Below are 14,000 nucleotides of genomic sequence, written 5' to 3'. Positions count from 1 at the left end.
AATAGTTAGACTTTTTTATATAAATATTTATTATTACTTACTTCGCTATATTTACTGCTCTAGTTTCACGTATTACTGTCACTTTTACTTGACCAGGATAAGTCATATCTGTTTGTATTTTTTGCGAAATATTAAACGATAAATCCGCTGCATTTTGGTCAGAGACTTTTTCGCTTTCTACAATGACTCTTAGCTCACGTCCAGCTTGAATAGCATAAGCTTTCTTTACCCCTTGAAAACCAAAAGCAATATCTTCTAAATCTTTTAAACGTTGTATATAACTATCTAATACTTGACGTCTTGCACCAGGTCTAGCTCCAGAAATAGCATCACATACTTGTATAATTGGCGATAATAAAGAAGTCATTTCTATTTCATCATGGTGTGCACCAATAGCATTACAAACATCTCCTTTTTCACCAAACTTTTCTGCCCATTGCATACCAAGAATTGCGTGAGGTGTTTCCATATCTGCTTCTGCATCAGGAACTTTACCTATATCATGTAATAAACCAGCACGTTTCGCTAATTTAGGGTTTAAACCAAGTTCTGCTGCCATCACACCACAAAGTTTAGCAACTTCACGCGAATGCTGTAGTAAATTTTGTCCATAAGAAGATCGGTATTTCATTCTACCTACCATTTTTATTAACTCAGGATGCAAGTTATGAATACCTAAATCGATAACAGTACGTTTACCAACTTCAATAATTTCTTGCTCTATTTGTTTTTGCGTTTTCTTAACTACTTCTTCAATTCTAGCAGGATGTATACGCCCATCGGTTACTAGTTTATGTAAAGATAATCGTGCAACTTCACGTCTTACCGAATCGAAACAAGATAAAATAATTGCTTCTGGAGTATCATCTACAATAATCTCTACTCCTGTTGCAGCTTCAATAGCTCTAATATTTCTTCCTTCTCTACCAATAATACGCCCTTTAACATCATCAGATTCAATATTAAATACAGAAACACAGTTATCTACTGCTTCTTCTGTACCAATACGTTGTATGGTATTTATTATCACTTTTTTAGCTTCTTGCTGTGCCGTCATTTTTGCTTCTTCCAGCGTACTTTGCACAAATGCCATAGCATCATTTTTAGCCTCTCCTTTTAAAGATTCCACAAGTTGTTCTTTTGCTTCTTCGGCAGAAAGACTAGATATAACTTCTAATTGTTGTATTTGACTCTTATGTAACCTATCTACTTCTTCTTGCTTTTTCTCAATAATATCCAACCTATGGTTGTAGTCTTTTATTTTAGCTTCAACTTGCGTATTTACTTTTTTACTTTTAGAAAGTTCGTTAGAAATTTGTGACTCTTTATCACGAATACGTTTTTCTGTTTCTGCCATTTTCTTATCGCGAGATAAGATAACTTTTTCATGTTCCGATTTTAATTCAATAAACTTTTCTTTTGCTTGAAGAATTTTATCTTTTTTTATAGACTCTCCTTCAATATTTGCTTCTTTAAGAATAGAAGTTGCAGATTTTTTTGCTTCTTTAATTAGTTTTGATGCATTACTTTTTTCTAATGCTTTAGCTATAATGTATCCTATAATTACACCTACTACAATGCCTATTATTGCTAATACAATTGGGTTTTCCATGTTTAGTTAATTAGTTTTAATGTATAAAAAAGCCTACATTAATTTATGGTTTTGTATAAACTCCTTAAAAACAAGTTTAGGGCTAACAAGCTGATCAAGTATCTACTCAAGGTAGCTCGCTTTTACAACTTCAACTCACCCTTTTTAAAGAATTAACGTTGAGTTTATCAAAAAAAATAACTAATGCAGGCAGTAACCTTTATTTTATTTAAAGAACGAATTATAAATTTAAATGCTCCTGTAACAAATCATTCAAAGCACTAAGCTTATCTTGTACATGTTCGTTAACATTTTCTTTATCTATAGTTTTTTGTTCTGTTTGTGATGCAAATTGTAAAGCACACATGGCTAATACATCTTGTTTATCTCTAACAGAATAACTTTGCTCAAATTGTGTAATCATAGCTTCAATATTTTTGGCTGCTTTACGTAAACCTTCTTCCTGACTTGGATTAATGGTTAAAGGATATACTCGATTTGCTATAGATAGCTTTATTTTAAGCTGTTCTGCCATTTAACTATGTGCATTATTCAGAAAGTTGAGCGATACAATGATCTATCTCTCTAATTAATGTATTTATTTTAAGCTTAGTTTCTCTTTTATTATTATCACTGCCAAGCAAAGAATTTGCCATTTTGAGTGCTTCATATTTTTCTTGCCAAACAACAATGTGTTGTTTCTCCTTTAAAAGCTCTTGATTGGATGCTTGTAAATCTTTCTCTAGTTTAATATTAGCTTGTTTTAAAACTTCTAGTTTATGTAATACTTTGCTAATTTTATTCTCTAAAGCATCTACAATATCTTCAATATGACTCATTTACAAATTCAATACTTATCTCACAAAGTTAACATACCTAACGCAAATTAGCAATTGTTTTTTATAATAAAATTAAAAAACATTCAAATGTGCTAGATATCAATACAATGCAGTAGTATTTGTAAATATTCTTCCATAATAAAAAAAAATAATTATATTTATAGAAAATATTCTACATATGTTTTTTTTGAATATTTTATAACTTTTTGGTTATGCTCATTTCAATTTAATACTTTAGCAACACAAATTATTTTATGAAAATTCTATTTATTTTAATGCTCTTTTATACTTCGCTTTGCAATGCACAAAGTATATATCCTACAGATTATTTTAGGTCTCCTTTAGACATCACACTAATTGCCGCTGGTACTTTTGGAGAGTTACGATCTAATCATTTTCATTCTGGAATGGATTTAAAAACACAACAACGTCAAGGTTTACATGTTTATGGCGCTGCAGATGGATATATTAGTAGAATTAAAGTTTCGCATTTTGGATATGGTAAAGCTTTATATGTAACACACCCAAATGGATACACTACGGTTTATGGTCATTTACAAAGTTTTTCTAAAGAAATTGAAGCATATGTAAAAAAACGGCAATATGAAGAGGAATCGTTTGAAATTCAATTATTTCCTAATCCCGAAGAATTAAAAATAAATAAAGGAGAAATTATCGCTTATTCTGGAAATACCGGTAGTTCTGGCGGTCCTCATTTACACTACGAAATAAGAGATAACCAAGAAAGACCTATAAATCCATTACTTTTCGGCTTAGATATTAAAGATAGTACAAAACCAATTATCACAGAAGTATACGCATATGCCATTGGAGAAAATGCACATATAAACAAATCAAAGAAAAAGCAAAAACTCCGTTTAATAGATAATAAAAACGGCACATATTCTGTAGAAAACATAGAAGCTTATGGCAAAATTGGCTTTGCTATTGCTACTATAGATAGACAAGATTTAGCTGCCAATAAAAATGGTGTTTACAACATACAAGCTAGATACAATGGTGATTTATGCTTTGAATTAGATTTTAAACGATTTTCATTTAACGAAACTAAACATTTAAACAGATTAATAGATTACGACCTTTATAAAACGAAAAAACAAAGGCTTCAAAAGTTATTCATAGAAGAAAACAATCCATTGAGTATGTACAATAACAGCTCTAATGATGGTTATGTTGAAGTAGAAGACAACACATCATCTGTTTATAAAGTGCGTGTTAAAGATATTGAAGATAACGACGCTTGGCTGCAAATTAATATTAAAGGTGTAAAATCTAATGATATAGAACCTTTGGAAGATACCACTACTCCATTTTATATATATGCAAACCAGGATGAAAATTTAAACGAAGGTCGCGTTCATGTAAATATTTCTAAAAACACTTTTTATGATGATTTTTTTATCGATTTTAAAGTGGAAAAAGATACATTAACACTTCATAAAAACACAATCCCTGCAAAAAAGAATTTCGACATTAGTTATGATTTAAGTGGTTATACAACCGAAGATGCTAGCAAATTATATATTGCCAGATTAGTAGGTTGGAATGATTATCCGCTATATTCCACTACAAAAAGAAAAGGAAATATACTAACCACTAGTACAAAAACCTTAGGGAAATATGCATTAGCAACAGATACTATTGCTCCTACTATTAAACCAAAAAACTTTTCTAAAGGAAAATGGTTAAGCAAATACAGGTTTTTAAAAATTAAAATTGAAGATCAAGGCTCTGGAATATCCAATTATAGAGCCACTATTAATGGAAAATGGATTTTAACTGAGTACGATTATAAAACAAAAACATTAACTTACGACTTTAATGATGGGGTTTCCACAGAGACTAAAAATAATTTAAAGCTAATTGTTACGGATAATGTTGGAAATAATTCTACATTTGAAACTATGTTTTACCGAAAATAAAAACGAACTATCTTGAATACTAAATTTCGATTCCTAACTTCATTCTTTATTCTTTTACCTTTTTTCATGTTCGCACAAACAGGAACATTAAGAGGTGTTATTCTTGACGAATTTAACAAGCCAGTAGATAATGTAAATATTAAAACGGAAGATTCTGGAACCACTACCAATGCAAATGGTTTTTTTATTATAAAAATACCTGCAAACCAAGACATAACAGTAACCTTTACTCATATTTCATTAAAAAAAATAACTGCTACTTTTAATCTAAAAAATGGCGAAGAGTTAGAGTTTAATCCAGTAATGCAAACCAATATTGAGCAAATTGCAACAGTTGTTATTTCTAGTAGAAAAAGGAAAGATGTTCAAGGTGTTCTTACTTTAAAACCAGCAACTATTAGAAAAATTCCTGGTGCAAATGCAGGTGTAGAAAACTTATTAAAAACACTTCCCGGTGTAAATAGTAACAATGAATTAAGTACGCAATATTCTGTTCGTGGTGGTAATTACGATGAAAACTTAGTATATGTAAATGGCATTGAAGTTTACAGACCATTTTTAATTCGTTCTGGCCAACAGGAAGGTTTAAGTTTTGTAAATACCGATTTAGTTCAAAATGTAGACTTTTCAGCTGGAGGATTTCAAGCCAAATATGGAGATAAACTTTCTTCTGTTTTAGATATTACTTATAGAAAACCTACAGATTTTGGAATTGCTGCAGATTTAAGCCTACTTGGAGGAAGCCTAGCTATTGAAGCCGTAAGTAATGACAATAAACTAACTGGAATTGTTGGTGTACGTTATAGAGATAACAGCTTGTTGGTAAATGCAAAAGAAACAGAAACCAATTACGACCCAAAATTTTTAGACGTACAATCGTTTGTAACATATAATTTTACCGATAAGTTTAGCCTGAGCTTTTTAGGAAACGCTTCTCTAAACAAATACAATTACGAGCCACAAACAAGACAAACCAATTTTGGTACACTTACAGATCCTATTGCATTACTTGTTTTTTATGAAGGACAAGAAAAAGATGCTTACCAAACCCTTTTTGGTGCATTACAAGGTACTTATAAAGTTAATGACGATTTAAATTTAAGTTTAGTAGCTTCTACATATCACACCACAGAAGAGGAATATTTCGACATTTTAGCGCAATATAGACTTGGTGAAGTAAATACCAATATTGGTGACGAAGATTTAGGAGAAGTTGAATTTAGCGAAGGTATTGGAGGACAATTAAATCATGGTAGAAATGATTTAGATGCACTTATTACAACAATAGAACATAAAGGAGACTATGAAATAAATGAAAACAACTTCGAGTGGTCTGTTAAATATACCAACGAAGATATTAGGGATCGATTAGTAGAATGGGAAGTTATTGATTCAGCAGGATTTACAATCAACCCTCCTAGCCTAGATGATTTTAACACACAACCTTACCAACCAAACGAAGGTCCTATTACTGCATACCAAAACGTTAGAGCAACCAACAATACATCTATAGATAGAATTCAAGCCTACCTACAATGGAGCAGACGGTTTGATGTTGGAGATAGTAAACTTTGGGTAAATGCAGGAGCAAGAATGCATAATTGGAATGTAGAAGGTGACGGAATTGAAAGTAGTTCACAAACCGTTTTTAGTCCAAGAGCTCAAGTAGCAATTAAACCTAATTGGAAAAAAGATATGCTTTTTCGATTTGGAACTGGTTTATACTACCAACCTCCTTTTTACAGAGAATTACGTGACCAAAACGGAGAGGTACAACCTAATGTAAAAGCGCAACAATCTATACATTTTGTTCTAGGAAATGATTATAGTTTTGAAATGTGGGATAGACCTTTTAAACTAACTACTGAAGCTTATTACAAAAAAATAAATGATGTAAATCCGTACACTGTTGAAAACGTAAGAATTCGTTATAGAGCAAATAATTCTGCCGAAGCATATGCCTATGGTTTAGATTTAAGATTAAATGGAGAATTTGTTCCTGGTACAGAATCTTGGTTTAGTTTTGGGTATCTTAAAACCGAAGAAAACATAGATGATCGAGGGTATATTGCAAGACCAACAGACCAACGTTTAAAATTTGCTGCACTGTTTCAAGACTACGTGCCAACCATGCCTAACTTAAAAATGTATTTAAACTTAGTTTATAATACGGGACTTCCTGGAGGTTCCCCAAGTTATGCAGATCCTTATGTGTATCAAAACCGTTTACCAGATTATAAACGTGCCGATTTAGGTATCCAATATGTAATTGTAGACGATAAAAAACAATTTAATTCTGGTTGGCGTAAACCATTTAAAGAACTTACTTTAGGTTTAGAAATTTTTAATGTTTTCGATGTGCAAAACTCAATTACCAATACTTGGGTTAGAGACGTATATAGCAAACGCCAGTATGCAATACCAAACTACTTAACGCCTAGAGTTTTTAATGTAAGAACAACAATGAAGTTTTAACATTTCTTTTTATTGTTGCTTTTTACAACTTAGCTAAATTTGCACTTATGAAACAAATGTTTAGAAATATAATGGCATTAAGCCTGCTACTTGCTTATAGTTTAAGCATGAGTATTTCTATGCAAAATCTAATTATCGATGTTGTTTCAGATAGCAGTAAACAGCAAGATGTTGCTTATCATACTTCCGATTCTAAAACACCAGAGTTAGCTGCTTTTCCGAGCTTAGAACCACTTGCAGATTTAGCAAATGATACCAATTTTAGTTTTAAAACGGAAAAGTTAAAATCGAAGTTTATACTTTTCAAATACGTTGAAAACTATACCGTAACTAAAAACAATCAATATCTTTTCCGAAGTGTTCATATTCAACCTGGATTAGATAAGGACGCACTACTCTATCCTTTTCACCGTTTTACATAAAATTATTTTTTATTTATTCGAACAGCAAGTGCATAAAACTGCATTCGTTGTTACACTATATTACTCTTGGTTTTTATCCAAGAAAAATTACTTATAATCAAATAAAAAAATAAAATTATGGAATCTACAAGCACCATTATTGGAGTTATAATAACACTTATCATATTATTACCTATTATAGGTATTCAAAGATCACAAACGAGTAAAAAGAAAAAATCAAAAAAGCGATTTATAGATGAAGCTATAAAAAACAATTTAAATATTATAGAACCAGATTTTTGGGGAACATACTATGCTATTGCTATAGATGAAAGTAAAAACAAATTAATATATTCTAAAATAATTAATGAAGTATACAACACCAAAATCTTGGATTTAAATACAATTAATTCTTGCGAAATTATTAGAACCAATAGAACTTTTAAAAATAATAAGGTTTTTAAAACAGAAACCGATAAAATAGACTTAGTTATTAGTTTTACTACAAACAAGGATATAGAAATCTTAGAATTTTATAATGTAGATGTAAATCTTGAAATGACAAATGAAATTGCTCTTTTAGAAAAATGGGAAACTAAAATTAAAAGTAAAGCACATAAAAACGAACAGGCCGCATAAACCGGAATCAAATGGAATAAAAAACCTTCAGAAAAAATCTGAAGGTTTTTTTTATATTTAATAACATAACTGCGGTTTAAACAAACTCCTTCAATACACCAACAGCATAGTCGATCTCTTCTTTGGTATTGTATTTACAAAATGAAAAACGAATAGAAGGTTTTAGCATATCTTCTTCATCTAAAATTTGCGCCAAAACATGAGAGCCTTTTCCGCTTCCACTCTGGCAAGCAGACCCTTTAGAACATGCAATTCCTTTTAAATCTAATTGAAACTGTAATGTCAATGCCTTTTCTGGACTCATTGGCAAACACACATTAATTAATGTATAAGTACTTTTTACTTGGTCTTCGCAGTTTCCATTATACTTAACTTCTGGAATCTCTTTTTTAAGAATAGCTTTAAAATAATCTTTTAAATCTTGTACATAAGCACGTTCTTCTTCTAAATTCTCATAAGCTAATTTAAAAGCGGTTTCTAACCCCTTTATCGCATGTACAGGTTCTGTTCCTGCTCTATAACCACGTTCTTGGGATCCTCCAAAAATAAGTGGTTTAAAATTACTATTCTTTCGTATGTATGCAAAACCAATACCTTTTGGCCCATGAAATTTATGTGCTGCAGCAGTCATAAAATCAATAGGGATTTCTTCAACATTCCACTCATAATGACCAATAGATTGTACCGTATCACTATGAAAAAGCGCATTATTAGTCTTACACAAATTTGCTACTTTATCTATGTCTAAAATATTACCAATTTCATTATTTATATGCATTAAACTAACTAGTTTTCGTTCATCGTTAGCAGCTAGCAATCGTTCTAAATCTTCATAATCTGGTGTACCACAATGTTGTAGCTTTACATACTCTACAGTAACATTATATTCGTTCCTTAATTCTTCTACAGTATGCAAAACGGCATGATGTTCTATTGGAGAAGTAATTATAGTTGTTACATTTCCATCTCTAACCGCACAACGTAAAATCATATTATCTGCTTCAGTACCACCAGAAGTAAAAATAATTTCTTGCGGTAATGCATGTAATTGCTTTGCAATGGTTTTTCTAGCTGTTTCAATAATAGATTTTGAAGCACGACCAAATGCATGTGTTGAAGAAGGGTTACCATAATGTACAGCAAGAACATCTTGCATATCTTTTATTACTTCATCACGTACTTGTGTGGTTGCAGCACTATCAAAATAAACAGTTTTCATAAATAAAATTGTGTGTTAGAAACAACAAAAATAGTGCAATTAAAATTATTTGCAAGAAGCATCGTTATAAGTTTAACAATTATATTATTTTTGATTAAAATTACAATACTATGAAAAAATTACTTTTTGGTTTTCTATCTGCTTTTTTGCTTATTTCTTGTAATGATGGAGATATAATTACCGAAGAACTTGATTTTGAAGATACCTTTTTAGCTTGTGGTGAATTAGTATTTTATAAAATTAAAGAAGATCCAGCAGAATCCCTTTCTTTACAAATAACATCGGAAGAGTTATCTCTTGCAGATTTGTTAATCCAAACAGATGGTGTTTTAGAAACTACAGAAGAAGAATTCTCCATTAATGGAACTACTAATACTTTTAATTACAGAAGATATAATACTACACCAACAGATTTCTTTTGTAACGATGTACCTTCCTCTGATATAACAATTACACATGACGAAGAAAGTACAACCGGTACAGCAACAGTTTATATTGCTTTAATTGAAGATGATAATGATGGTATTGAAGCCGATTTAGAAGATATTAATGGTAATGGAGACTTAACAGATGATGATACCGATGGTGATGGGTTACCAAATTACTTAGATGAAGATGATGATGGTGATAATGTATTAACACGCTTAGAAATAGATACAGAGGATGAGGATGGAGATGACGATCCCACAACAAATGCATTAGACACAGATATTGATGGCATTCCAGATTACTTAGATACAGATGACGATAATGATGGTGTAGCTACTATTGATGAAGAAAACGATAGTCAAGACGAAGATCCGAGTAACGATTTTACATCGACCAATCCTGCGATTACAGTTGCCGATTTTTTAAACGCTGAAGTTGCAAATACGGTTCTTGCAACTGCTTATAAAGACCATGATATCCAACAAACATTTGAAGTAACCGTAGAAATAACAAGCTTAGAACTGCCTTCTAATGTGACTTTTGATTATTTAGATTTTGGAACTCTAGAAGATGATAGTTTAATTGATGAACGAACAGTAGAAATTCCTTTTTAAGATTTCGCATTTTGGTAAATGTATACCTCCGTTGCTCCTAATCCATATTTTTGGTAATTAGCTTCATAGTATTTCACATTATATCTACCAAAAAGGTATTCTAGTTCCATTTTTAAAACACCTTCTCCTACTCCATGAATAAAAACCATTTTTTGCATACGTTTATGTATAGCAAATTCTAACTGACGTCTCGCTGTGTCTAATTGCAAATTTAACATGTCATGGTTAGACATGCCTCTAGAAGATTTTGTTAAATGATGAATATGTAAATCTACTTCAAAAGTAGGTTCGTAACGTTCTTTAGACTTTCTTATAATGGGCTTTCGTTTTTTACTTTCTTTTTCTGTAACTACCGATTGGAGAGAAGCTTCACTAAAAACATTTGCTTTAAATGCGGAAGTATCCTCTATTTTAACCAACTCTTTTTTATTAAAATCTAATGGGAAACCATCTTCCGTTAAAACGGTAACACTTTCTCCTAAAATTGCTGTTATTTTTCCAGAGAGATTATCGTCTAAAACCATAACAGAATCTCCAACATTAAATATTTTCATTTTCTTCCTCCTTTTTTTTATTTGGAATAGTTCTAGAAATTCTAAACAAACCAAACATTAAAACAACAATCCCCACAACTAAAATTAGTGTGTTTTGTTTTGATTCCGCACTAGCATAAATTGCTACAATACAACCTATTACCACTAACAGATAATCGTATTTTTTTGTCATACCTCATTTACTTTTAACAACATTATCCCCACATTTTTACATTACATCGAAAATACTGATTATAAATTAATTAAGTATAACTTTTTTTATAGTTTTAAAATTAAAACCTAATAAAACGCTATTTATATGGAAAAGATTACAAAACTTTTAAACTCCCAATTTCTACTGTTTTTTATTATATTTACAACTACTGCTTCTGCTCAAATAGGTATTGGTACAACTACACCTAGTTTAATGCTTGATGTGGAAACTAATGCTTTAGCAGATGGTATTCAAATAAACAATACTCGTGGAAATGGAGATCCCATATTACAATATCAAGTAAATGGAAATTCACAAATTACTATGGGTATTGATGATAATGATGATGATAAATTTAAAATTGGTACAACCGGAATTACAGCTAATACTAGATTAACAATTCAAACTAATGGCTATATTGGTGTTGGTTTGACTGCTCCTGCATATCATTTTCATTTGGTTAACAATAGAAATAATTACTTAGCTTATTTCGAAAACACAAACACAAATGGTTCAAGTTTAGCAGGCTATGTAAATGGTACATATAATGCTTTAGGTGGAATAACAAATAATAATAATGGATTAGGTATTTATGGTGTTCATCTTCCTGCTACTGGCTCTGGAACTTCCATTTGGGGAACTTCAAATAGTTCGGATGCTATTGGTGTTTATGGTACTATTCCAACAACTGGTTCATGGCTTGGTTTTGGCGGATTATTTACTGGAGCATTAGGATATGCAAATGGCCTTTATAATTTATCTGATGAAAGAGTAAAATCTAATATTGTAACTATTGATAATGCTATTAACAAACTTAAACAAATTCGTGGTGTTTCTTACACATATAATTTAGATGAATATAATTATTTAGCTAAAGGAGATACAAGAACTTATTTAGGTTTTTTGGCACAAAATATTAAAGAAACTTTTCCTGAAGCTGTTGCAGAAAAAAATCTAATTGTTGACGGTCCTGATAAAGTATCATCAACAATTAATAATTCTGAATTTAAAAGAGAAGTCTTTAATGTAGTAGACTATACTTCATTAATTCCTGTAACTGTTGAAGCTATTAAAGAACAACAAGAAATCATTGAAAATCAAAACAATAAAATCGATACTCTTGAAGACAAAATTACCGTGTTAGAAAATAAATTAAATGAATTGATTGATAATCAAAATTAATATATTTGTTATTTATACCTATCCGCAATTAAATAATCCGTTAAAATTAAAATTTTATGAAATATTCCCTCTCTATATTATTGCTAACCATATCTAGCATAACATTTGCTCAATCTGATTTATTTGTCAGTAATGGTAGTTATGTCTATGTAGATGGTACTGCATTTACAAGTGGACCAAATGTTGCTCCATTATATGTAACAGACGATGTTAATTTAGATACAAATGGTCATGTATATTTACGTAATGATGCACAATTATTACAGAGTAATGCTACTCTAGCTAGTACGAATACTGGTACAGGACAACTTAGTGTATACCAAACAGGTAATTCTAATACTTATATGTATAATTACTGGGCTTCTCCTGTTGGTCAAAATAGTGGAGTAACTGGTAATTCTGCTTTAATGCCATCCAATAATATGTATCGCGAAACTGGTGCACCTATAACAAGTACTCCTTATGGATTTGTAGCTGGTTATGATGGTACTACAACTCAAATAGCAAGCTATTGGCTTTATACATTTATTGGATTGCCATCTACAACTAATGCTTATGAGGATTGGATTGGTCTTGGTGGTGGTTCTTTACCTGTTGGTGGAGACCCAAATGGTACATTAGCTTCAGGTTATGGTTTTTCTATGAAAGGGAATGCTACTGGAGCAATGCAATACGATTTTAGAGGAAGACCTAACAATGGAGATATCACAGTAACATTACACCCAAATAGAGAAACTCTAGTTGGCAATCCTTATCCTTCTGCTATAGATGCTCTAGAGTTTATTCATGACACAAATACGCAAGCTAATACCACTGGTGTTCTAAAATATTGGGAACAAGCTCCTGGTGCTACTTCACATGTATTATCGAACTATGTTGGAGGTTATGCATTATATACCATTTCTGCAGGAGGTGTAGACTCTTTTACTCCTGCTGTTTTTAGAATGTATTTATTAAATGGCAATGTTGCTGGTGGACCATCTCCAGGAACTGGATCTAAAACAGGAAGAAGATATATACCTATTGGACAAGGGTTTATGATGGAGGGAACCGCAAGTGCAACTAACATTTCTTTTTCTAACTCGCATAGAGTATTTTATAAACAATCTAGTCCTAATAGTGAATTTTTTAGAACATCAAATTCAAGTTCAGATACAAATAGTGAAACACTACCCCAATCTAGATACAACGAAGATGGTAACAATATCGTTCCTGCAGATTTTAAACGCTTTAGAATAAATGTTGGATTTGATAATAATGGAAACGACTCCTACACTAGACAACTATTACTAAATTTTCATGCAACTGCTACAGATGGTTTTGACTATGGTCTAGAAGCACAAATAGCGGAACAAGTTTCATCGGATGCAAATTGGGTTTTAGATGGAACTCCATATGCTATTCAAGCTTTTAATTATGACCAAACATTGAAAATACCACTAATTGTAAATATTAACAACCAACAATTAGTAAGATTTGGTATTTATGATGTTCAAAATTTTAATGAAGAGCAACCTATATACATTCACGATAAAATCAATGATTCCTATATTAATTTACAAGATCAAGCCTATGAAATAACACTCGAAACCGGAAATTACACCGATCGCTTTGAAATTGTATTTCAATCGCAGTCTTTATCTACAGAAGAATTTAATGAGGAGGACTTCTTGGTTATGCAAAACAATAATACAGCGCAATTAATTGTTTTAAACCCAAAACAATTAGAAGTACAATCAATATCTTTATTTGATGTCTCTGGAAAAAGAATTTTTAATGAAGTAAATTTATCTACTCAAGATAGCTACCAATTTTCTACTCAAGGTTTAAGTGATGGTGTTTATATAACTAAAGTAACTTTTACAAACCAAAGCACTAGTAGTAAGAAAGTAGTTATTTCACAAAAAAATTAAACAACACC

At 31.1% G+C, this 14,000-nt stretch carries 13 protein-coding genes and 1 other RNA gene; 7 read left to right on the top strand and 7 right to left on the bottom strand.

Going from position 1 to position 14,000, the window contains the following annotated elements; genetic code table 11:
• Positions 1-37 precede the first annotated feature (37 nt).
• From rny to Q4512_RS11380, 4 genes are all read right to left on the bottom strand, one after another.
• Positions 38-1,612, bottom strand: coding sequence for a ribonuclease Y (gene rny, locus Q4512_RS11395; protein WP_303424601.1), 1,575 nt, complete (start codon positions 1,610-1,612; stop codon positions 38-40).
• Positions 1,613-1,669: 57 nt separating this feature from the next.
• A non-coding RNA gene (gene ssrS, locus Q4512_RS11390) (6S RNA) lies at positions 1,670-1,776 on the bottom strand.
• Positions 1,777-1,832: 56 nt separating this feature from the next.
• Positions 1,833-2,126, bottom strand: a complete 294-nt coding sequence (locus Q4512_RS11385) for a cell division protein ZapA (protein WP_303424598.1) — start codon at positions 2,124-2,126, stop codon at positions 1,833-1,835.
• Positions 2,127-2,139: 13 nt separating this feature from the next.
• A complete protein-coding gene (locus Q4512_RS11380; protein WP_303424595.1) occupies positions 2,140-2,430 on the bottom strand; it encodes a hypothetical protein in 291 nt (96 codons plus the stop codon).
• A gap of 254 nt (positions 2,431-2,684) precedes the next feature.
• On the opposite strand from Q4512_RS11380, the gene Q4512_RS11375 reads away from it, so the two are divergent.
• The 4 genes from Q4512_RS11375 (at position 2,685) to Q4512_RS11360 (ending at position 7,888) form a co-directional block, all read left to right on the top strand.
• On the top strand, positions 2,685-4,373 hold the full coding sequence (locus tag Q4512_RS11375) for a M23 family metallopeptidase (protein WP_303424592.1): 1,689 nt from the start codon (positions 2,685-2,687) through the stop codon (positions 4,371-4,373).
• Between the two features lie 66 nt (positions 4,374-4,439).
• Positions 4,440-6,848, top strand: coding sequence for a carboxypeptidase-like regulatory domain-containing protein (locus Q4512_RS11370; RefSeq protein WP_303424589.1), 2,409 nt, complete (start codon positions 4,440-4,442; stop codon positions 6,846-6,848).
• A 47-nt stretch (positions 6,849-6,895) separates the two neighbouring features.
• Positions 6,896-7,270, top strand: coding sequence for a hypothetical protein (locus tag Q4512_RS11365; protein WP_303424587.1), 375 nt, complete (start codon positions 6,896-6,898; stop codon positions 7,268-7,270).
• 117 nt (positions 7,271-7,387) lie between these two features.
• Complete coding sequence (locus Q4512_RS11360) at positions 7,388-7,888, top strand: hypothetical protein (protein WP_303424585.1); 501 nt, start codon at positions 7,388-7,390, stop codon at positions 7,886-7,888.
• Between the two features lie 76 nt (positions 7,889-7,964).
• Here the strand turns inward: Q4512_RS11360 and Q4512_RS11355 are convergent, their stop codons facing one another.
• The gene (locus Q4512_RS11355) at positions 7,965-9,107 is read right to left on the bottom strand and encodes a cysteine desulfurase family protein (RefSeq protein ID WP_303424582.1); all 1,143 of its coding nucleotides are present in this window, start codon (positions 9,105-9,107) and stop codon (positions 7,965-7,967) included.
• Positions 9,108-9,217: 110 nt separating this feature from the next.
• On the opposite strand from Q4512_RS11355, the gene Q4512_RS11350 reads away from it, so the two are divergent.
• Positions 9,218-10,150 (top strand): hypothetical protein, encoded by a 933-nt coding sequence (locus Q4512_RS11350; protein WP_303424580.1) that lies wholly within the window; start codon positions 9,218-9,220, stop codon positions 10,148-10,150.
• Here Q4512_RS11350 and Q4512_RS11345 read toward each other — a convergent pair.
• Together Q4512_RS11345 and Q4512_RS11340 are read right to left on the bottom strand one after the other, a co-directional pair.
• Positions 10,147-10,704: a DNA mismatch repair protein MutS gene (locus tag Q4512_RS11345; RefSeq protein WP_303424578.1), complete on the bottom strand. Its 558-nt coding sequence runs from the start codon at positions 10,702-10,704 to the stop codon at positions 10,147-10,149. The genes Q4512_RS11350 and Q4512_RS11345 overlap by 4 nt on opposite strands.
• Positions 10,691-10,876: a hypothetical protein gene (locus tag Q4512_RS11340; protein ID WP_303424576.1), complete on the bottom strand. Its 186-nt coding sequence runs from the start codon at positions 10,874-10,876 to the stop codon at positions 10,691-10,693. Before Q4512_RS11340 ends, Q4512_RS11345 begins: the two co-directional genes overlap by 14 nt.
• A 126-nt stretch (positions 10,877-11,002) precedes the next feature.
• Here Q4512_RS11340 and Q4512_RS11335 point away from each other — a divergent pair, with 126 nt between their 5' ends.
• Together Q4512_RS11335 and Q4512_RS11330 are read left to right on the top strand one after the other, a co-directional pair.
• Positions 11,003-12,079, top strand: coding sequence for a tail fiber domain-containing protein (locus tag Q4512_RS11335; protein ID WP_303424573.1), 1,077 nt, complete (start codon positions 11,003-11,005; stop codon positions 12,077-12,079).
• 56 nt (positions 12,080-12,135) lie between these two features.
• Positions 12,136-13,992, top strand: a complete 1,857-nt coding sequence (locus Q4512_RS11330) for a T9SS type A sorting domain-containing protein (RefSeq protein WP_303424570.1) — start codon at positions 12,136-12,138, stop codon at positions 13,990-13,992.
• Positions 13,993-14,000: the final 8 nt, after the last annotated feature.

Source organism: Oceanihabitans sp. 2_MG-2023, assembly GCF_030547245.1.
Classification (GTDB): Bacteria; Bacteroidota; Bacteroidia; order Flavobacteriales; family Flavobacteriaceae; genus Oceanihabitans.
Note: the sequence above shows the minus strand (reverse complement) of the source record. Positions and strands in the feature narration are given on the sequence as shown.

What these genes read in the sequence shown, in the direction of transcription:
- rny (WP_303424601.1), bottom strand. Translation starts at nt 1,612, where the DNA reads ATGGAAAACCCAATTGTATTAGCAATAATAGGCATTGTAGTAGGTGTA.
- Q4512_RS11385 (WP_303424598.1), bottom strand. Translation starts at nt 2,126, where the DNA reads ATGGCAGAACAGCTTAAAATAAAGCTATCTATAGCAAATCGAGTATAT.
- Q4512_RS11380 (WP_303424595.1), bottom strand. Translation starts at nt 2,430, where the DNA reads ATGAGTCATATTGAAGATATTGTAGATGCTTTAGAGAATAAAATTAGC.
- Q4512_RS11375 (WP_303424592.1), top strand. Translation starts at nt 2,685, where the DNA reads ATGAAAATTCTATTTATTTTAATGCTCTTTTATACTTCGCTTTGCAAT.
- Q4512_RS11370 (WP_303424589.1), top strand. Translation starts at nt 4,440, where the DNA reads ATGTTCGCACAAACAGGAACATTAAGAGGTGTTATTCTTGACGAATTT.
- Q4512_RS11365 (WP_303424587.1), top strand. Translation starts at nt 6,896, where the DNA reads ATGAAACAAATGTTTAGAAATATAATGGCATTAAGCCTGCTACTTGCT.
- Q4512_RS11360 (WP_303424585.1), top strand. Translation starts at nt 7,388, where the DNA reads ATGGAATCTACAAGCACCATTATTGGAGTTATAATAACACTTATCATA.
- Q4512_RS11355 (WP_303424582.1), bottom strand. Translation starts at nt 9,107, where the DNA reads ATGAAAACTGTTTATTTTGATAGTGCTGCAACCACACAAGTACGTGAT.
- Q4512_RS11350 (WP_303424580.1), top strand. Translation starts at nt 9,218, where the DNA reads ATGAAAAAATTACTTTTTGGTTTTCTATCTGCTTTTTTGCTTATTTCT.
- Q4512_RS11345 (WP_303424578.1), bottom strand. Translation starts at nt 10,704, where the DNA reads ATGAAAATATTTAATGTTGGAGATTCTGTTATGGTTTTAGACGATAAT.
- Q4512_RS11340 (WP_303424576.1), bottom strand. Translation starts at nt 10,876, where the DNA reads ATGACAAAAAAATACGATTATCTGTTAGTGGTAATAGGTTGTATTGTA.
- Q4512_RS11335 (WP_303424573.1), top strand. Translation starts at nt 11,003, where the DNA reads ATGGAAAAGATTACAAAACTTTTAAACTCCCAATTTCTACTGTTTTTT.
- Q4512_RS11330 (WP_303424570.1), top strand. Translation starts at nt 12,136, where the DNA reads ATGAAATATTCCCTCTCTATATTATTGCTAACCATATCTAGCATAACA.